Annotated in this window: 17 protein-coding genes; 8 read left to right on the top strand and 9 right to left on the bottom strand. The window is 72.9% G+C overall.

The genetic code is table 11. The features are described from left to right. The 3 genes from PV721_RS30020 to PV721_RS30010 all read left to right on the top strand — a co-directional run. Nucleotides 1-234: thiamine phosphate synthase (locus PV721_RS30020; RefSeq protein WP_319729675.1), on the top strand; the 234-nt coding region annotated here is incomplete at its 5' end. A gap of 156 nt (nucleotides 235-390) precedes the next feature. Next, nucleotides 391-1,305, top strand: a complete 915-nt coding sequence (gene metF / locus PV721_RS30015) for a methylenetetrahydrofolate reductase [NAD(P)H] (protein ID WP_319729672.1) — start codon at nucleotides 391-393, stop codon at nucleotides 1,303-1,305. Nucleotides 1,306-1,355: 50 nt separating this feature from the next. Then, nucleotides 1,356-2,219: a hypothetical protein gene (locus PV721_RS30010; protein ID WP_319729669.1), complete on the top strand. Its 864-nt coding sequence runs from the start codon at nucleotides 1,356-1,358 to the stop codon at nucleotides 2,217-2,219. 52 nt (nucleotides 2,220-2,271) lie between these two features. Here the strand turns inward: PV721_RS30010 and PV721_RS30005 are convergent, their stop codons facing one another. The 5 genes from PV721_RS30005 to PV721_RS29985 form a co-directional block, all read right to left on the bottom strand. After that, a complete protein-coding gene (locus tag PV721_RS30005; protein ID WP_319729666.1) occupies nucleotides 2,272-3,690 on the bottom strand; it encodes an NAD(P)/FAD-dependent oxidoreductase in 1,419 nt (472 codons plus the stop codon). Between the two features lie 37 nt (nucleotides 3,691-3,727). Further along, nucleotides 3,728-4,354, bottom strand: coding sequence for a DUF4126 domain-containing protein (locus PV721_RS30000; RefSeq protein WP_319729664.1), 627 nt, complete (start codon nucleotides 4,352-4,354; stop codon nucleotides 3,728-3,730). A gap of 127 nt (nucleotides 4,355-4,481) precedes the next feature. Next, nucleotides 4,482-4,883 (bottom strand): DUF3040 domain-containing protein, encoded by a 402-nt coding sequence (locus PV721_RS29995; RefSeq protein WP_319729661.1) that lies wholly within the window; start codon nucleotides 4,881-4,883, stop codon nucleotides 4,482-4,484. Nucleotides 4,884-5,179: 296 nt separating this feature from the next. After that, complete coding sequence (locus PV721_RS29990; protein ID WP_319729658.1) at nucleotides 5,180-5,938, bottom strand: class I SAM-dependent methyltransferase; 759 nt, start codon at nucleotides 5,936-5,938, stop codon at nucleotides 5,180-5,182. Nucleotides 5,939-6,026: 88 nt separating this feature from the next. After that, nucleotides 6,027-6,521: an SAV_6107 family HEPN domain-containing protein gene (locus PV721_RS29985; RefSeq protein ID WP_319729655.1), complete on the bottom strand. Its 495-nt coding sequence runs from the start codon at nucleotides 6,519-6,521 to the stop codon at nucleotides 6,027-6,029. 172 nt (nucleotides 6,522-6,693) lie between these two features. Between PV721_RS29985 and PV721_RS29980 the strand changes: the two genes are divergently transcribed. Genes PV721_RS29980 through PV721_RS29970 form a run of 3 tightly spaced genes read left to right on the top strand, consistent with a single transcriptional unit; the run spans nucleotide 6,694 to nucleotide 10,413 of the window. Then, the gene (locus PV721_RS29980; RefSeq protein ID WP_319729653.1) at nucleotides 6,694-7,686 is read left to right on the top strand and encodes an ATP-binding cassette domain-containing protein; all 993 of its coding nucleotides are present in this window, start codon (nucleotides 6,694-6,696) and stop codon (nucleotides 7,684-7,686) included. Then, nucleotides 7,658-9,751 carry a YhgE/Pip domain-containing protein gene (locus tag PV721_RS29975; RefSeq protein WP_319729651.1) on the top strand — a complete coding sequence of 698 codons (2,094 nt, stop codon included), beginning with the start codon at nucleotides 7,658-7,660 and terminating at the stop codon, nucleotides 9,749-9,751. Before PV721_RS29980 ends, PV721_RS29975 begins: the two co-directional genes overlap by 29 nt. A 29-nt stretch (nucleotides 9,752-9,780) precedes the next feature. Next, on the top strand, nucleotides 9,781-10,413 hold the full coding sequence (locus tag PV721_RS29970; protein ID WP_319729649.1) for a TetR/AcrR family transcriptional regulator: 633 nt from the start codon (nucleotides 9,781-9,783) through the stop codon (nucleotides 10,411-10,413). A gap of 552 nt (nucleotides 10,414-10,965) precedes the next feature. Here PV721_RS29970 and PV721_RS29965 read toward each other — a convergent pair. The 4 genes from PV721_RS29965 to PV721_RS29950 all read right to left on the bottom strand — a co-directional run bounded on the left by PV721_RS29965 (nucleotide 10,966) and on the right by PV721_RS29950 (nucleotide 16,521). Then, a complete protein-coding gene (locus PV721_RS29965) occupies nucleotides 10,966-13,386 on the bottom strand; it encodes a transglutaminaseTgpA domain-containing protein (protein WP_319729647.1) in 2,421 nt (806 codons plus the stop codon). Beyond that, the gene (locus PV721_RS29960) at nucleotides 13,383-14,759 is read right to left on the bottom strand and encodes a DUF58 domain-containing protein (RefSeq protein WP_319729645.1); all 1,377 of its coding nucleotides are present in this window, start codon (nucleotides 14,757-14,759) and stop codon (nucleotides 13,383-13,385) included. Before PV721_RS29960 ends, PV721_RS29965 begins: the two co-directional genes overlap by 4 nt. Further along, the gene (locus tag PV721_RS29955; protein WP_319729643.1) at nucleotides 14,759-15,769 is read right to left on the bottom strand and encodes a MoxR family ATPase; all 1,011 of its coding nucleotides are present in this window, start codon (nucleotides 15,767-15,769) and stop codon (nucleotides 14,759-14,761) included. Before PV721_RS29955 ends, PV721_RS29960 begins: the two co-directional genes overlap by 1 nt. A gap of 137 nt (nucleotides 15,770-15,906) precedes the next feature. After that, the gene (locus tag PV721_RS29950) at nucleotides 15,907-16,521 is read right to left on the bottom strand and encodes a beta-class carbonic anhydrase (RefSeq protein ID WP_416371212.1); all 615 of its coding nucleotides are present in this window, start codon (nucleotides 16,519-16,521) and stop codon (nucleotides 15,907-15,909) included. A gap of 278 nt (nucleotides 16,522-16,799) precedes the next feature. Here PV721_RS29950 and rsmH point away from each other — a divergent pair, with 278 nt between their 5' ends. Next, on the top strand, nucleotides 16,800-17,729 hold the full coding sequence (gene rsmH, locus PV721_RS29945; RefSeq protein WP_401602452.1) for a 16S rRNA (cytosine(1402)-N(4))-methyltransferase RsmH: 930 nt from the start codon (nucleotides 16,800-16,802) through the stop codon (nucleotides 17,727-17,729). After that, a partial coding sequence (locus PV721_RS29940) for a hypothetical protein (protein ID WP_319729636.1) occupies nucleotides 17,726-18,142 on the top strand: 417 nt, incomplete at its 3' end. The genes rsmH and PV721_RS29940, both read left to right, overlap by 4 nt.

The following is an 18,142-nucleotide window of genomic DNA, read 5'->3' as shown; positions in this document are numbered from 1 at the left end:
ACCCCCACCAAGCCCGGCCGCCACGCCCCCGGCCTGGGGCTGGTCCGGTACGCGGCCTCGCTGGAGCAGGACCGGCCCTGGTTCGCCATCGGCGGCATCGACGGCACGAACCTGGACGAGGTCCTGGACGCCGGCGCCACCCGTGTCGTGGTCGTCCGCGCCCTCACCGAGGCCACCGACCCCGGTGCGGCCGCCGCGGAACTCGCCAAGCGCGTCCGGGCCCGGCTCGGCTGAGGCCGATGGTCCTGTCCGCCCGGACAGAGGGCGGCGCGCCGCTCTTTTAACGTGTCAGGCCCCGCTTGACCAGGGGCGGGCCCCCAAGTGTCCAAAAACGTGTCCAAAAGGCGGACGGCGCTTCGGCGACCGGCCGGCCGCGTCTAACCTGCCCACATGGCCTCTGGTACCGCTTCCACCTGGTCGGACCGTGCACACACGGTCCGCGACCTCCTCGTGTCCGGGCGCTCGTACTCCTTCGAGTTCTGGGCCCCGAAGACGGAGAAGGGCGAACGCAACCTCTGGAACGCCCTGCGCCGGGTCGAGGCGGTATCCCCCAGCTTCGTGTCCGTGACCTACGGGGCCGGCGGCTCCACCCGCGGCGGCACTGTCAAGGCCACCCAGGAGATCGCCGCCGACACCACCCTGACCCCCGTCGCGCACCTCACCGCCGTGGACCACTCGGTCGCCGAGCTGCGCAACGTCATCGGGCAGTTCGCCGATGCGGGGATCCGGAACATGCTCGTCGTGCGCGGAGACCCGCCGGGCGACCCGATGGGCGAGTGGGTGGCGCACCCCGAAGGCGTGCACTACGCCGCCGACCTGGTCCGCCTCGTCAAGGAGTCCGGCGACTTCTGCGTCGGCGTCGCCGCCTTCCCCGAGATGCACCCGCGTTCGATGGACTGGGACACGGACATCCGGCACTTCGTGGACAAGTGCCGCGCGGGCGCCGACTATGCGATCACCCAGATGTTCTTCGATCCGGAGAATTATCTGAGGCTGCGGGACAGCGTCGAGAAGGCGGGCTGCGAGACCCCGATCATCCCCGAGGTCATGCCTGTTGTGGCGATCAAGCAGCTCGACCGGCTGCCCCAACTCAGCAACGCGGTCTTCCCCGCGGATGTGAAAGAGCGCATGCTCGCCGTCAAGGACGATCCGGCCGCTGTACGCTCCATTGGCATCGAGTTCGCCACGGAGTTCTGCGCGCGGCTGCTGTCCGAGGGTGTCCCGGGGCTGCACTTCATCACGCTGAACAATTCCACGGCGACTCTCGAAATCTACGAGAACCTGGGCCTGCACCAGCGGGCCTGAGCGGCCGCCCCCCGTTCCCGCGCCGGCGGCCGTACCGAGAGGGGCCATGCATGGGAATGACGGTCCTCTACATCGCGTTCGGTTTCGTCGCGCTGTGGCTGCTTGCCGAGGTCCTGATGCAGTACAAGGCCCGGCTCCGCTGGCGCCTGCTCGCCTTCGCGGGATTCCTCGGCGTGGTCGCCGGGGTGGTGCTGCCGTCGGTTCCGGTCATCGGGGCCGGCGCCGCGGCGTTCGCCGTGGGCCAGACCCTGGTGACGCTCTCCTTCCGCAAGGGCTTCGTCGCCGGCTGGGCGCTGCGCCGCGGCGGGGAGCCCGTACGGCAGTCCAGACGGCGCCGGTCCGGCGGCCCGGCCCCTCAGGAACCGGCGCTCCAGGTCACCGCGCTCGCATACGAGGACGCGGACGGAGCGGCGGACGACCGTTCGTTCCAGGCCGCGGCCGAAGAGGTCTACAGCCCGCAGCCGGTGCCCGAGGAAACCGGGTCCTACGGGATACAGAGCTTCGCACCGGCCCCCGAGGCCGCCCAGACGGCGGCCTTCGCCTCACCGTTCACCACGGCGGAGCAGGACGCCCACCAGTACGCGGCGTACTACGACCCGCAGAACCAGGGCGGCGGGTACGACTACTCCGGCGGCTATCCGACGGGTGGCCAGCAGCAGGTCTACGCCGCCTACTCGGACCCGTACATCGGCACCGGCGGCGGTGTCGTCCCGCCCCAGCCGTACGACTACACCGCGTACGCCGACTACGGGCAGCAGCAGTACTCCACGGACACCCCGCCCGGCGGGGTCTGGGTCCCCCAGCAGCGGTCCACCGACGGGGGCGGCCAGCCCTACCCGGCGGAGGAGCAGGCCGAGCCGCCGCAGCAGTACCCCTACTCCCAGCCCGGCGAGTACGAGCAGTACCGCTACTGACCGCCGCGCGGACCGGCCCGCGTACGGGTCCGCGCACCGGTCCGTGGGCCGGTCACTGCGAGCCGCGGAACTCCGTGCCCTCCACGATCAGCCCGGCCACCAGGGCCCCGGTCATCCCGGCGTGCGGCAGCCCGCCGCCGGGATGCGCCCAGCCGCCCGCCAGGTAGAGCCCGGGCACGGCCGTGCCGTTGGCCGGGTGCAGCAGCCGGCCGCCGGCCCCCGCGAGGGCGGGCGGTGGCACGGCGCCCCCCCGCGCACCGGTCGCCGCCTCGACATCGGCCGGGGTGCGCACCTCGTGCCACAACAGCCGCTCCCGCAGCCCCTGGACGGCCTTCTCCGCGAGGTTCAGCAGCTCCGCGGGCTCCGAGACCCCGGGCCCGTACACGGCGCTCACGGTGACCGCCTCGTGCTCGGCGTCGGGCCGGGTGGCGGGGTCGTCCGGGCGCAGCACGGTGACCTGCGCGCCCGGGGCGTGCACCAGGGTGCGGTGGACGGCCGTGCCGGGGCGCGCCCCGCGCAGCGCGAGCAGCAGCGTGATCCGGCCGGGCACGTCCGCACCGCGGGCGGGGACCGCGTCCGCCGGCCACCTCAGGGAGCCGGCGGCCAGCTGCCGGGGGTCGATCGCGCAGACCACGTGGTCGGCGGCCACCTCACTGCCGTCGGCCAGCAGCAGCCCGGCCGCGCGGCCGTCGCGGACCAGGACCTCGCGCACGTCCGCCCCGAACGTGAAGACGACCTTCCGCTCCAGGCAGCGCTCGTACACGGCGGTGGCCAGGGCGCGCATGCCGCCGCGCACGTACCAGCTGCCGAAGGTCTGCTCCATGTACGGGAGCACGGTGGCCGAACCGGGCGCGGTGGCGGGGTCGATCCCGTAGGTGCGCACGAGGCCGGTCAGCAGCTCGGCGAGAGCGCCCCCCAGCTCCCGGTCGGCCACCTCGGCGAGGGTCGGCGGCCGGCGGCGGAACAGGCCGCTGCGGCGCAGGGCCGGGTACGGGTCGCCGCCCAGCGCCTGCCGGGCCCCGTCGCGCAGCGGCTCCTCCAGCAGCGGGCGCCGGGTGGCGTCCCAGGCGTCCCGGGCGCGGCCCAGCAGGGCGTTCCACCGTTCGCCCGAGCCCTGACCGAAGGCGGTCTCGAGGGCGGCGGCGACCCCGCCGTGCGAGGCGCCCGGCAAGGTGACGTCGATGCCGTGGTGGGGGAGGACGTGCCGGACGGCGGGGTCCACCTGGACCAGGTCGACGCAGTCCTCCAGCGACCGCTTGCCGGTCTTCACGAACAGGTCGCGGTAGACGGCGGGCAGGTGCAGCAGCCCGGGCCCGGTGTCGAAGGCGAAGCCCTCGCGTTCGTACCGGCCGACGGCGCCGCCGTAGGTCGCCCCGCGTTCGTACACCGCCACCTGATGCCCTGCCACGGCCAGCCGGGCCGCCGTCGCCATCGCGCCCATCCCGGCGCCGATCACCGCAATTCGTGCCATGCGGCCGAGCCTATCGACCCCCTCGGGCCGGTCCTGGTCAGAGGGGTGGTGCCCCGGTGGCCTCGCGGGGCTCGGCGGCCAGCCGCTTCTCCTCGCGGCGCTGGGCACGGCGGCGCAGGAAGCGGCGGATCCGGCTCCAGAGGAAGACGAGTATGGCCAGTCCGGCGGCCAGCAGGACGGCCGCGATGATCGCGGCGGCCTCCGGGTTGAACATCGCGAAGGTGACGAGACCGGCCACGCCGAGGTCCTCGGCGATGCTCATGGCCACATTGGTGAACGGCTCGGGCGAGGTGTTGATCGCCATCCGGGTGCCGGCTTTGACGAAATGGCTGGCCAGCGCCGTGGAGCCGCCGATCGCGCCGGCGGCGATGTCGGACAGAGAGCCGCTCTGCCCGGCCAGCAGCGCACCGATCACCGCTCCGGCGAGCGGGCGGACCACGGTGTGGACGGTGTCCCATATCGAGTCGACGTACGGGATCTTGTCGGCGACGGCCTCGCAGAGGAACAGCACCGCGGCGACGATCAGCACGTCCGTGCGCTGCAAGGACGCGGGGACCTCGTCGCTCAGGCCGGTCCGGCCGAAGATGCCGAGCAGGAGGACCACGGCGTAGGCGTTGATCCCACTGGCCCAGCCGCTGGTGAAGACCAGGGGGAGCACACTCATTGGATCATCATGTCGCACGGGCGTCGATGCGACGGACAGAACGCGGACACGGGGACAGAACCGGGACAGAGCAGTGAGGGGACGGTCGCCCGGCGGCGGCCGTCCCCTCACTCAGACTGTTCGGGGGCTACTGCCCCTGCTCGTCACGGCGGCGCTGCCACCGTTCCTCGATGCGGGTCATCATCGACCGACGCTGCCGGTTCCGGCCGTGGGCCGAACCGCCTGTACTTCCGGAGACGGGCTGCTCGCCAGGCTTGGGTGCCTTGCGCCAACCGGTGACCACCAGGACCGTACATCCCAGCATGACGAGGAACCCCACCACGCTGATCCAGAGCACGTTCGGAATGATCACACCGGTCATGAGGAGCGCGATACCCACCACAATGCCAGCGACTGCCGTGTAGACCCGTCGCCGGGTGTACGCACGCAGTCCGCTTCCCTCAAGCGCTGTCGCGAACTTGGGATCTTCGGCGTACAGCGCTCGCTCCATCTGCTCGAGCATTCGCTGCTCGTGCTCCGAGAGCGGCACGGGAGTCCTCCTCATCCGTCGGTCGCGGGGGGTAGCGACCAGGGGTCCCCTTCAGGATAGGCGGGGAATCGCCCCCGTGACACCCGCCCTCTACGCCACGTTCCAAAAAGACACAGCCCAGAAAGAACACAGCCGGTGAAACCAGCTGCTCGAAAACCGTACCGCCGCGGCAGCGGTCACTGAGGCCCTTATTCCCCAATGGTCCGTCCACCATGCCGGTCACTGCACTCGATCATACGGGGCCGCCCGCCGGTTCGTAGGGCGTGCGGCCGACTCCGTCCGCGGAAGATCGCAGTTCAGGCCTGCTTCTGGCCGAGCACGTGCAGTTGTGTGGCGACCGCGTGGAAGGCGGGCAGCTCCGCCGCGGCCTCCTCCAGACGCAGCAGCGCCTCCACCGCGCCCGGCTCGGTGTCCACCAGGACCCCCGGTACGAGGTCGGCGAAGATCCGCACGCCGTGGACCGCGCCGACGGCCAGGCCGGACCCGCCGACGAGCTCGGAGAGCTGTTCGGCGGTGAAGCGCCGCGGCACCGGGTCGCCGGAGCCCCAGCGGCCGGCGGGGTCGGTCAGGGCGGTGCGGGCCTCCGTGAAGTGCCCGGCCAGCGCGCGGGCGAGCACGGCCCCGCCGAGACCGGCGGCCAGCAGGCTGAGCGTGCCGCCGGGGCGCAGCGCCGCGACCGCGTTGGCCACGCCCTCGGCCGGGTCGTCCACGTACTCCAGCACGCCGTGGCAGAGCACCACGTCGTACGCGTCCCGCTCGACCACGTCCAACAGCCCCTGGGCATCGCCCTGGACACCGCTGACGAGGTCGGCGACGCCGGCTTCGGACACCCGGCGCTCCAGCCCGAACAGCGCGTTCGGGCTGGGGTCGACCACGGTGACCCGGTGGCCCAGACGGGCCACCGGCACGGCGAACTTGCCGGTGCCGCCACCGGTGTCGAGCACGTCCAGCACGTCCCGCCCGGTCGCCTTCACCCGGCGGTCGAGCGCCTCCTTGAGGACCTCCCACACCACGGCGGTGCGAAGGGAGGCACGGGGGCGGGAAGTGTCCGACACGACTGATGGCTCCTCGGCGCGGTAGGGAAGGGGTGAGCGGTCCGTGCCCCACCCCCGTCTACCTTATGGCCTTGCGCAGCCGGGCAGCTCATCGCGCGTCGGGACGCTCCGGACGCGGCTGCGGCAAGGCCTGCTGCGGGCTCGGAGCGGGCGCACGGACGGCGAGCAGCCGCTCCACCAGGCGCAGGAACATCGAGGCGGCCCGCACCAGATCGTCTGCCTCCCGCCCGCTCGCCGCGTCCGCTATGCCCGCCTCGGCCCGGGCCCGGCGGGCCGCGCCCGAGGCGAAGAGCGCGCTCCACTCGGCGAGCTCCGGCGCCAGCTCGGGCAGCAGCTCCCACGCGCTGCGGATCCGGGGCCGCCGCCGCGGGTTCACCGGCTCGGGCCGGCCGCGCGCGGCGAGCACGGCCGCGGCGGTGCGCAGGGCGGCGAGGTGGGCGGTGGCGTACCGCTCGTTGGGCCGGGCCAGCAGGGCGGCCTCGGCCAGGCCGCTGCGGGCCTTGGCGAGCAGGTCGAGCGCGGCCGGGTCGGCCGCCGACTTGCGCAGGACGGGGTGGACAGGGGACGGGGACGGTGTGGCCATGACGAACCTCCTGTCGATGCGTTGCCTCCATCGTGACCGGCCCCACTGACAATCGCCCTGACCTGCACTTTTGCGGTCCAATTCCACACAACTGCCCCCTCCTGCACACCTGGTGCGGAAGAGGATGCTATTTTTTGAACTGACCGGTCAGTTCAAAAAGAAGGGGGACGGCGTGGACAGCCCGCACGGCGCGGCCGTCAAAGCCGAGGACTTCGGACTCAAGGGCCCGCGCGGCTGGGTCTTCGGAGGAGTCGGCATCGACGCGGCGGCCGGCTCGCTCATCGCGGTCGAAGGCCCCTCCGGCAGCGGCCGGACCTGCCTGCTCCTGGCCCTCACCGGACGGATGAAGGCCACCCAGGGCCACGCCGAGGTCGACGGGCACCCGCTGCCGAAGCGGATGACCGCCGTCCGCCGGATCGCCGCCCTCGGCCACGTCCCCGGGGTCAACGACCTCGACCAGGCCCTCACCGTCGCGGAACAGTTGCGCGAGGGCGCCCTGCTCCACCGGCGCTACGACGGCCCGGTCCGCGCCCTGCTGCGGCCCCGCGCCGAGCGCCGCGCCCGCGCCGCGGCCCGGATCGACGAGGCCCTGGCCGCCGCCGGACTGGACCTCGACACGCTGCCCAAGGGCCCGCGCACCTCCGTACGGGACCTGGAACGCCTGGAGGCCGTACGGCTGTCCGTCGCCATCGCCCTGCTGGGCTCCCCGCGGCTGCTGGCCCTCGACGACCTCGACCTCAAGCTCTCGGACACCGAGCGCACCGAGGCCTGGGCCCTGCTCCGCTCGATCGCCGCCCGCGGGACCACCGTCCTGGCGGTGTGCAGCGAGGCGCCGACCGACGCGCTCGTCCTGCGGACCGGCCCGAAGGAGCCGGACGCACCGGACGCGCCTGGGGCACCGGACGCGCCTGGGGCACCGGACGCGCCTGGGGCACCCGGCACCGCGGCGCAGGCCGCCGATCGGAAGATCACCTGGGGAAGCGCCGCGAAGAGCGCCCCCGACGTGGACGCGGACGCCGATGCGGACGCCGGCCCGGACACCGACGCCCGCACGGAGAACGACAGCGACACCGACGGCGACCGCAGCACCGACACCGCCACCGACACCGAGAACGACGACACGAAGGGGGAGGACGATGCGCTCGCCGAAACTGGCCGCGCTTGAGATGAAGCGGTTCGGGCGGGGGAAGCTGCCCGTGGCCGCCCTCATCGCGCTGCTCCTGCTCCCGCTCCTCTACGGAGCCCTGTACCTCTGGTCCTTCTGGGACCCGTACGGCCGCCTCGACAAGGTGCCCGTCGCCCTCGTCAACTCCGACCGGGGCGCGACCGTCGACGGCAAGCACCTGGACGCGGGCGGTGAGCTGGCCAAGAAGCTCCGCGACAGCAAGTACTTCGACTGGCGCGAGGTCAGCCCCAAGGAGGCGGCCAAGGGCCTGGAGAACGGGACGTACTACCTGACCCTGACCATGCCCGAGGACTTCAGCGCGAAGATCGCCTCCAGCGCGGGCGAGGACCCCGCCACCGGCGCCCTGCAGGTCCGCACCAACGACTCCAACAACTACGTCGTCGGCTCGATCTCGCGCTCCGTCTTCTCCGAGGTCCGCTCGGCGGCGTCCACCAACGCCTCCCGCGGCTTCCTCGACAAGATCTTCGTCAACTTCTCCGACCTCCACGACAAGACCGCCGAGGCGGCCGACGGCGCCGACAAGCTCAAGGACGGGGCGGGCAAGGCCCAGGAGGGCGCGAAGGAGCTCGCCGACGGCCTCGACACGGCCGAGGAGAAGAGCGGCGAGCTCAACAGCGGCCTGAAGAAGCTCAACTCGGCCGCCGCCAAGCTGGAGACCGGGTCCAAGGACGTCGCCGACGGCACCCAGGCGCTCGCCGACAAGGTCAACGGGGCCGCCGACAAGGCCCGCCCCTTCGTCAAGGACCCCAAGAACCTGGCCGACACCGCCGAGCTGGTCGCCGACAGCGCGAAGGTGGTCAACGGCCACCTCGACAAGTTCGCCGAGAAGGCCCCGGCCGCCGCGGCCGCCGCCAAGCGGGCCTCCACCGGCGCGGACGCGTACTACACCAAGCACTGCGTGACCCCCGGCGCCGAACCGCACCTCGCCTCCTGCCCCGACCTGAAGAAGGTCAGGGACGACGCGGCCGAGGCGGCCGAACTCGCCGGTGACGTCAGCGCCCTGGTCAAGAACGCCAACGGGGACGTCGGCAAGCTCCGCACCCAGCTGACCGACCTGGAGAAGAAGGCCCGGGAGCTCGTCGTCAAGGCGCCCCAGCTCGAGGGCGACCTCGACGCGGCCGTGGCCAAGGTCAACGCCCTCAACACCGGCGCCCACAAGGTCGCCACCGGCATGGCCCAGCTGCACACCGGCCTCGGCTCCGCCACCACCGGATCCGGCAAGCTCAGCGACGGCGTCGGCAAGCTCGGCGACGGCGCCCACCGCCTCGACGGCGGCATGTACAAGCTCGTCAACGGCACCGGTGAGCTCGCCGGCGGCCTCCACGACGGCGCGGGGAAGATCCCCGACTACGACCAGCAGCAGCGCGACGCCCGCACCGAGGTCATGGCCGACCCGATCAGGCTCGCCAACCAGTCCCTGCACAAGGCGCCCAACTACGGCACCGGCTTCGCGCCCTACTTCATCCCGCTCTCCCTCTGGGTCGGCGCGATGGTCGCCTACATGCTGATCGCGCCCATGAACCGGCGGGCCCTGTCCGCGGGCGCCTCGCCCTGGCGGATCGCCCTCGCCGGCTGGCTGCCCGTCGTGGGGATCGGCACCGCCCAGGTCGCCCTGCTGATGTCGGTGCTCCACTGGGCCCCGGACCTCGGCCTGCAGATGGCCCACCCGGCCCTCACCATCGCCTTCCTGCTGCTGGTCACGGCCTGCTTCGCGGCGATCATCCAGTGGCTCAACGCCAAGTTCGGCGCGGCCGGGCGGATCCTCGTCCTGGCCGTCCTGATGCTCCAGCTGACCTCGGCGGGCGGCACCTACCCCGTGCAGACCAGCCCGGACTTCTTCAACGACGTCCACCCCTACCTGCCGATGTCCTACGTGGTCGAGAGCCTGCGCCACCTCATCACCGGCGGCGACCTCGGCCCCGTGTGGCAGGGCTTCGCGGTCCTGACGGCCTTCACGGTCGGAGCCCTCGCCCTGACCTCGCTCGCCGCCCGCGGCAAGCAGGTGTGGACCATGGACCGACTGCACCCGGAACTGAGCCTGTAGGGACGTGTTGACCTGTGACAATCAGCGCCATGGACAGCAGCAGCACCGGTACGGGTACCGGCGGGAGCCGTCGGCAGGCCACCCGGCAGAAGCTCTACGAAGCGGCCGTGACCCTCATCGCGGAGCAGGGCTTCTCCGCGACCACGGTCGATGAGATCGCCGAGCGGGCGGGCGTCGCGAAGGGCACCGTCTACTACAACTTCGCGAGCAAGAACGAACTCTTCGAGGAGCTGCTGCGGCACGGGGTCGGGCTGCTGACGGTCTCGCTGCGGACGGCGGCGGAGGAGACGGAGGCGCGCGGCGGCAGCCGGGTCGAGGCGCTCGACGCGATGATCCGCGCCGGCCTCGTCTTCATCGACCGCTACCCGGCCTTCACCCAGCTCTACGTCGCCGAACTGTGGCGGACCAACCGCGCGTGGCAGTCCACGCTGATGGTGGTCCGGCAGGAAGCCGTGGCCGTGGTGGAGAAGGTGCTGCGGGAGGGCGTCGAGCGCGGCGAACTGAGCGCCGAGATCGACGTGCCGCTGACCGCGGCCGCGATGGTCGGGATGGTGCTGGTGGCCGCGCTGGACTGGCAGTCCTTCCAGAGCGAGCGGTCCCTCGACGACGTGCACTCGGCGCTGTCGCTGCTGCTGCGGGGCCGGGTCAGCGGCAACCGCTGATTCCGTCCGGCGCGGCGAGCACCCCCCAGTCGGCGGTGCCGCGGGGGCGCGGCAGCCCGTACAACTGGTGGGGCCTGCCGCGGCGGCTGAGTATCCGTACCTAGGCGCGGAGATGAGTACGCGCGCGGATGGCTCCCACCTGCGCGGACGTCAGACTGGGAGCAACGGACAGGAGACCCGGTCCGCACCGCCGGCACGGGGCTGCGGAGCGGACCGGGTACCTCCTCCCGTGGCCGGGCGGGGGATTTCGATCCCGGTGAAGCAGTACGCGAACGCGGCGGGGCTCGGGGGGATCGAGCCTCGCCGCGTTCTCGCATCCGCGGGTCCAGCCGCCTCCTCTTGCGCCTCTGCCCGGAACTCCGCCCCGCGCCGCAAGCTCCGGCTGGGCTGGTTCGGCCGGGTGCGGCTCCGCGACCTGGGGCTCCGCCCCGGACCCCGCTCCTCGAACGCCCGAGGGGCTGAATTGCGTCGGCGGGGCTGGATGTTCCAGCCCCGCCGGCGTTTGAGGCGCGGGTCTGGGCGGAGCCCAAGGAGACGGGCGTAGGCCCGGAGTCAGCCGCGGCCCCGGAGGGGGAGGCGGAGGCGGGCGGCGGCGAGGCGGGTGGAGATCGACGAGGTCAGCGCGGACCAGCGGGTCGATACCGACCAGGCGAGGCGGGTCGCCGAGCGGGGGAGGAACAGGGCGCGCAGGCGGGCCGGACGGCTCACCGCGGCCAGCAGGCCCGTGCGGGTCAGCAGGACGTCGTCCGCCAGCCCCGGGTACGAGACCTCCGCACCCGGCGGGGCGTACAGGGCCCGTTCCACCGCGCCCGCGACCCGGTGGACCGCTGCCGCGGCCTCCGGATCCAGGCGGCCCAGGTCCACGACCCGGCCCGCCGCCCGGCGCGGGGACAGTGCCTCGTCGGGCACCACGCCCACGTCCCAGGCGGCATCGCCCAGTTCCCGCCACGCCGTCAGGACCTCCCCGGTCCCCAGGCGGCGGGCCCGCAGCCGGTTCCGCCCCAGCAGCGGCAGCAGGGGGAGGGCCAGTACCGCCAGCACGGCCGCCGTCCAGCCGAGGACCGTCGTCGCCGACGGCCCGTCGCCCCGGGTCGGGCCCTGCGCGGCCGCGGGCGCCGCGCACTCGCCGAGCTTCTTCAGCTCGGGCGGGCACTCGGCGGACGCCGACGGCGCCGCCGACGGCTGTGCGGTGCTCTGCGAGGGCAGCGGCGCCGGCGCGGACGGCTGCTGGGCCGCCGGGGCCTGCGGCCGGGAGTAGTCCGGCACGTTGAGGCCCGCTCGCGGCGTCGGCTCGAACCTGGTCCAGCCCACGCCCTCGAAGTACAGCTCCGGCCAGGCGTGGGCGTCCCGCATCGACACGTTCACGCTGCCGTCCGACTGCTTCTCCCCGGGCGTGAAGCCCACCGCCACCCGTGCCGGGATGCCCAGCGTGCGGGACATCGCCGCCATCGAGAAGGCGAAGTGGATGCAGAAGCCCTCCTTGTCGTCGAGGAACCGTGCGACCGCCTGCGGGCCCGTGCCCGAGGCCGTCCTCGTGTTGTAGCGGAACCCACCGTTCACGGCGAAGTAGTCCTGCAGCTTCACCGCCCGCGAGTAGTCGTCCTTCGTCCCCTGCGTCACCTGGCGGGCCCGCTCGGCGACCACCGGAGGCAGGTTGTCCGGCACCTTCGTGTACTCGTCGCGGATCTCCGGATTCGGCTCCGGGGCCTTCTGCAGCTGCTGCGCCGTCGGCTTCAGCAGCAGACTGCGCACCAGGTACTGGGCGCCCTGGACGTTCTGGAACTTGTCGCGGCCCAGCTGGTCCCCGACCAGGGTCCGGCCGACCGGCTCGAAGCGCCACTTCCCCTCGATCTCCACCGACGTCGCCGGATACGGCATGGGGAGGTAGCGCTGGATGTAGCTGTCCGCCGCGGAGATGGTGGTCGCCACCTCCGTCGCGCTCGCGCGGACCTGGTCACCGAGCCCCGGCGGGGGCGGCATCTGCTTCGGCACGTCGCTCAGGGTCCGCCCGGAGGCCTCCCACTTCACGCCGTTGAACTCGTCCAGCGCGACGATCCGCAGGTACTGCTCGCTCTGCTGCGGGTTCTCCGTCCGGTACTTGAGGATCACGCGGTTGTCCTGCGTGTTCAGGTTGCTCTGCAGGGAGACCAGCGGGTTGACCGCCGAGATCGTCCCGCCCGAGCCGCTGCCGCTGTCGCCGCCGTCCTGATCGCCGCCCAGCAGTCCGCCGCCGAGCGCGGGCAGCACCGCCGGCACCGCCAGCGCCACACCCAGGGCCATCGCACCGATGCGCCGTCCGAACCGCGCCGGGGCCGTCGCCTGCCCGCCCGAGCCGCTGCTCAGACCGGAGTCGGCGGCGCCCCGTCCGCGCGGGGCCGCGCCGAAGACCCGGCCCCACTGGGCGAGCCGGTCGCGGCCCTCGGCCAGCAGCATCAGCAGGTACCCGCAGCCCGCCAGCAGGAAGGAGAACCAGGAGGCCTTCCCGCCGCCCGACAGACCCGCGGCCACCGAGTAGAGCGCGAGCAGCGGCAGTCCGGCCGCGGCGGCCGTCCGCATGGCCACCGCCAGCATGTCCACGAGCAGCCCGATCAGCAGCATCCCGGACACCAGCAGCAGCCGGATGCCGTCCGTCAGCGGGGCCGGGATCGCGTACTCGCCCACGTCCCGGACGCCCTGTCCGAAGAGCGAGCCGAAATCGTCCACCAGGTACGCCAGCGGCCCGCTCCCCTGGGACTCGCCCTTGCCGGCGAAGAGGAACACGAGCAGCAGCAGGGACACCAGCACCTGCGCGGCCACGGTCAGCGACCGCGCCAGCGGCACCCGCCGGGCCCCGGCCCCCACCGCGCTCTGCACGGCCAGCAGCAGCGCCCCCTGCAGCAGCCACGCCTGTGACTCGACCAGCGGGGCCAGCGACCACGAGGTGAGCAGCGTCGCCAGTGCCGCGAACAGCGTCAGTTTCGCCCGCCCGCTCATGCCCGACCTCCGGAAGTCCCCGTACCGACGCGAGCGGTGCCGGCCTGTCGCCACAGCTCGCCGAAGGCCACTCCGGGCGGGGCGGCCAGTGCCGTCCAGCCCGCGTCGCGAAGCCTGCGCAGCCGCTCCTCCAGGGGGGTCACGGCGTGCCCGGGTGCGGGCTGCCCGCCCCAGGCCGCGGAGTCCAGTACGAAGGCCACCGCACCCGAGGTGCGCTGGCGCATCTTGGCCGCCAGTTCCGTCTGTACGTCGTCCAGGTCGCCGAGGAAGGCGATGAGGAGCCCGTCCCCGCCGCCTCCGCCGAAGCTTCCCGCGCCACCGCCGCGCACCGCGTCGTAGGCCCGTGAGAGGCCGGCGCCGTCGGAGTGCCCGACCACCGCGAGGGTGTCCATCATCAGCCCGGCGGCCTCGGCGGACTCCTGGCCGCCGGCGGAGAAGCCGCCCCCGCCGTCGCCGGGCACCGAGTTGCCGGTGTCCGTGAGCAGTCGTACCGAGAAGCCCTGCTCCAGCACGTGCACGAGGCTGGAGGCGGCCGCCGAGACGGCCCATTCGAAGGCGGAGTCGGGACCCGCGCCGTCGAAGGCGAGGCGCCGGGTGTCCAGCAGGACGGTGGCCCGGCTGCGCTGCGGCTGTTCCTCCCGGCGGACCATGAGCTCGCCGTAGCGGGCCGTGGAGCGCCAGTGCACCCGGCGCAGGTCGTCGCCGCGCCGGTAGCCGCGCGGGATCACGTCGTCGTCGCCGGCCAGGGCCAGCGAGCGGCGGCTGCCGTCGCCGTAGCCGTTGGACTCGCCGGTCAGCCGGACCGGCGGCAGGGGTTCGGTGCGCGGGATGACGGTGAGGGTGTCGTAGGTGCTGAAGGAGCGGGTCAGCTCGACCAGTCCGAAGGGGTCGGTCAGCCGCAGCTGGAGCGGGCCCAGCGGATAGCGGCCGCGCAGGTCGGAGCGGACCCGGTAGGAGACCTCGCGGCGCCCGCCGGGCTCGACCCGGTCCAGGACGAAGCGGGGGCGCGGGCCCAGTACGTAGGGCACCCGGTCCTGGAGCATCAGCAGGCCGGTGGGCAGCCGGGAGACGTTGTCCATGCGCAGCTGCACCCGGGCCTCGGCGCCCGCGGGCACCCGTCCCGGGCTCAGCCGGCGGCTGCCGGAGACCCGGTAGCGGGTGCGGTGCAGGGCGTAGACGCAGATCAGCGGCAGGGCGGCGAGCAGCAGGCCGACCCGGAGCAGTTCGCCCTGGCCCAGGACGTACGCGCAGGCGGCGGCCGCTATCCCGGCGGCCACGAACGAGCGGCCGCGGGTCGTCAGCCCGGACAGCGACGCGCGGAACCCGCCGCCGTTCCCCGGGCCGCCGGCGCCGCGCGGGGCACCGGCGCTCATCAGAAGCCCCGGATGCCCGCGCCGGGCGGCATCTCGCCGCGGGCGTGCGCGGCCGGGACGGGGGTGCGCTGCAGGATGTCGTGGACGACCTGCTCGGCGGTGCGCCGGTTCAGCTGGGCCTGCGCGGTGGGCAGCAGCCGGTGTGCGAGGACCGGGGCGGCCAGGGCCTGGACGTCGTCGGGCAGGACGTAGTCCCGGCCGGCGAGCGCGGCGGAGGCCTTCACGGCGCGCAGCAGGTGCAGGGTGGCCCGGGGCGAGGCGCCGAGCCGAAGGTCCGGGTGGCTGCGGGTGGCGGCGACCAGGTCGACGACGTAGCGCCGGACGGGCTCGGCCACGTACACCTCGCGGACGGCCTCGATGAGCTTGATGATCTCGTGGGCGTGCGCGACGGACGTCAGGTCGTCGAGCGGCGAGACCCCGCCGTGCACGTCGAGCATCTGGAGCTCGGCCTCGGGGCTCGGGTAGCCGACGGAGACGCGGGCCATGAAGCGGTCGCGCTGGGCCTCGGGCAGCGGGTACGTGCCCTCCATCTCCACCGGGTTCTGGGTGGCGACGACCATGAAGGGGCTCGGCAGCGTGTAGGTCGTGCCGTCGATGGTGACCTGGCGCTCCTCCATCGACTCCAGCAGCGCGGACTGGGTCTTCGGCGAGGCGCGGTTGATCTCGTCGCCGATGACGATCTGCGCGAAGATCGCGCCCGGCTTGAACTCGAACTCGCGGCGCTGCTGGTCGTAGATGCTGACACCGGTGATGTCGGAGGGCAGCAGGTCCGGCGTGAACTGGATGCGCTGCACCGAGCAGTCGATGGACCTCGCGAGCGTCTTGGCGAGCATCGTCTTGCCGACGCCGGGGACGTCCTCGATCAGCAGGTGCCCCTCGGCGAGCAGCACGGTCAGCGCGAGGCGTACGACCTCGGGCTTGCCCTCGATCACGCTCTCGACCGACTGGCGCACCCGCTCCGCCGTGCTGGTCAGATCCGCGAGGCTCGCTCGGTCGTCATACGTCGTCACCTTGGTTCTCCTCGGCCCATTTCCAGGGCCGACGCCCTTGGCGCATGACCGGCCCACCCCGAAACACGGACACCGGTCCCGGGGGATCCCGGGTGGTGCCACCCCGCATTCTTGACGGCGTTACGGCCTTGTGTCACTCAAGAGCTGGGATCGATCTCCCGCAGGAGCCCGGTGTGCACGTCGAAGACGAAGCCTCGCACATCGTCCTTGTGGGGCAGGAAGGGGTTGGTGCGAACCCGCTGCATGGACTGGCGGACGTCCTGGTCCACGTCCCGGAAGGCCTCGACGGCCCAGGCCGGACGCTGGCCGACTTCGTCCTCCAGCTCGTGCCGGAAGTCCTCGGTCAGACTTTCGAGACCGCAGCCGGTGTGGTGGATGAGTATCACCGTGCGGGTGCCGAGGGCCCGCTGGCTGATGGTGAGGGAACGGATGGTGTCGTCGGTGACCACGCCGCCCGCGTTGCGGATCGTGTGGCAGTCACCGAGTTCCAGGCCGAGCGCCTTGTGCAGGTCGAGGCGGGCGTCCATACAGGCCACCACGGCGACGTGGAGGACCGGGCGGGCGTCCATCCCGGGGTCGGTGAAGTCCGCGGCGTAACGCTGATTCGCCTCGACCAGCCGGTCGGTGACGGATCCGCCGACGGATGCCTCGGACGCGGACTCTGCAGGCAGGGATGCGGAAGTCGTCATGGCTACGACGTTAATGGTCACGGCCGGCAAAGGCGTTGCGTGAGGGCGGACAAAGAACGTCAACGACCCTTGTTGTGAGCTAACCCACAGGGGTGGGTATGAGGCGGCCGTCCGGGTGATTCGCGGCTTTTGCCGGTTCAGTCCGAGAGCCGTGCACGGCGCGCGGGGCGGTTCGTTGACCGCGGCGACCGTTGCACTAAAGTGACGCGAACCGGCCGGAGCCCGGCCCTGACCGGCCGCCCGGCCCCCTGGTAACACTCCGCGTGCGCGGCGCGGCGTATGCCTGCCGCGCCGTTATCTGAGAGGGCGCTTTGAGTAGCGAGTCCCGACATGTCCCGGTGATGCTCCAGCGGTGCCTGGACCTGTTGGCCCCGGCGCTGGAGAGGCCCGGGGCCGTCGTCGTCGACTGCACCCTCGGCCTCGGCGGCCACAGCGAGGCCCTGCTGACCCGGTTCCCCGAGGCCCATCTGATCGGCCTCGACCGCGACAAGGAGGCCCTGCGGCTCTCCGGCGAACGCCTCGCACCCTTCGGCGACCGGGCCACCCTCGTCCACGCGATCTACGCCGACCTCGCCGAGGTCCTCGACGGGCTCGGCATCCCGGCCGTCCAGGGCATCCTCTTCGACCTGGGCGTCTCCTCCATGCAGCTGGACGAGGCCGACCGCGGGTTCGCGTACGCGCAGGACGCGCCGCTGGACATGCGCATGGACCAGACGACGGGCATCAGCGCCGCCGAGGTCCTCAACACCTACGCGCCGGGCGAGCTCGTCCGGATCCTGCGCCAGTACGGCGAGGAGAAGCAGGCCAAGCGCATCGTGTCCGCGATCGTCCGGGAGCGGGACAAGGAGCCCTTCACCAACAGCGCCCGGCTCGTGGAACTGATCCGCGACTCCCTGCCGCAGGCGGCCAAGCGAACCGGCGGCAACCCGGCGAAGCGGACCTTCCAGGCCCTGCGGATCGAGGTCAACGGCGAGCTCTCGGGCCTGGAGAAGGCCATCCCGGCTGCGGTGGACCGGATCGCGGTCGGCGGCCGGATCGCGGTGCTCTCGTATCACTCGCTGGAGGACCGCCTGGTCAAGCAGGTCTTCGCGGCCGGCGCGGCCTCGACCGCCCCGCCCGGGCTGCCGGTCGTACCGGAGAAGTACCAGCCGAAGCTGAAGCTCCTGACGCGCGGCGCGGAACTGCCGACCGAGGAGGAGATCGCGGAGAACCGGCGGGCCGCCCCGGCGAGGTTCCGCGGGGTCGAACGCATCCGGGAGGCGCGACTGTGACCAAGGCCGGGAAGGTCGCCACGCTGACCCGCGGGCAGGCGGCCCGGCTCGGCCGGGCGCTCGGCGCCCGCCCGGCCCGCCCCCGCCCCGGCGGGCAGGCCGCGCGGATGCCCTTCGTCCTGCTGGTCGTGGCGCTGCTCGGCGGCGGCCTGATCAGCCTGCTGCTGCTGAACTCGGCGCTGAACGCGGGCTCCTTCCAGCTGACCAAGCTGAAGAAGGAGACCACCGCGCTCACGGACGAGGAGCAGGCGCTGCAGCGGGACGTGGACGCCCACTCGGCGCCCGACGCGCTGCAGCGCCGGGCGCAGGAGCTCGGGCTGGTCCCGGGCGGCAGCCCCGTCTTCATCGGCCCGGACGGCACGGTCGCCGGCACCGCCGTCCCGGCCGATGAAGACGGGGCTGCCGCCCGGGAC

Origin of the sequence: Streptomyces sp. MB09-01 (genome assembly GCF_033794505.1) — a bacterium.
Taxonomy (GTDB): Bacteria; Actinomycetota; Actinomycetes; order Streptomycetales; family Streptomycetaceae; genus Streptomyces.
Note: the sequence above shows the minus strand (reverse complement) of the source record. Positions and strands in the feature narration are given on the sequence as shown.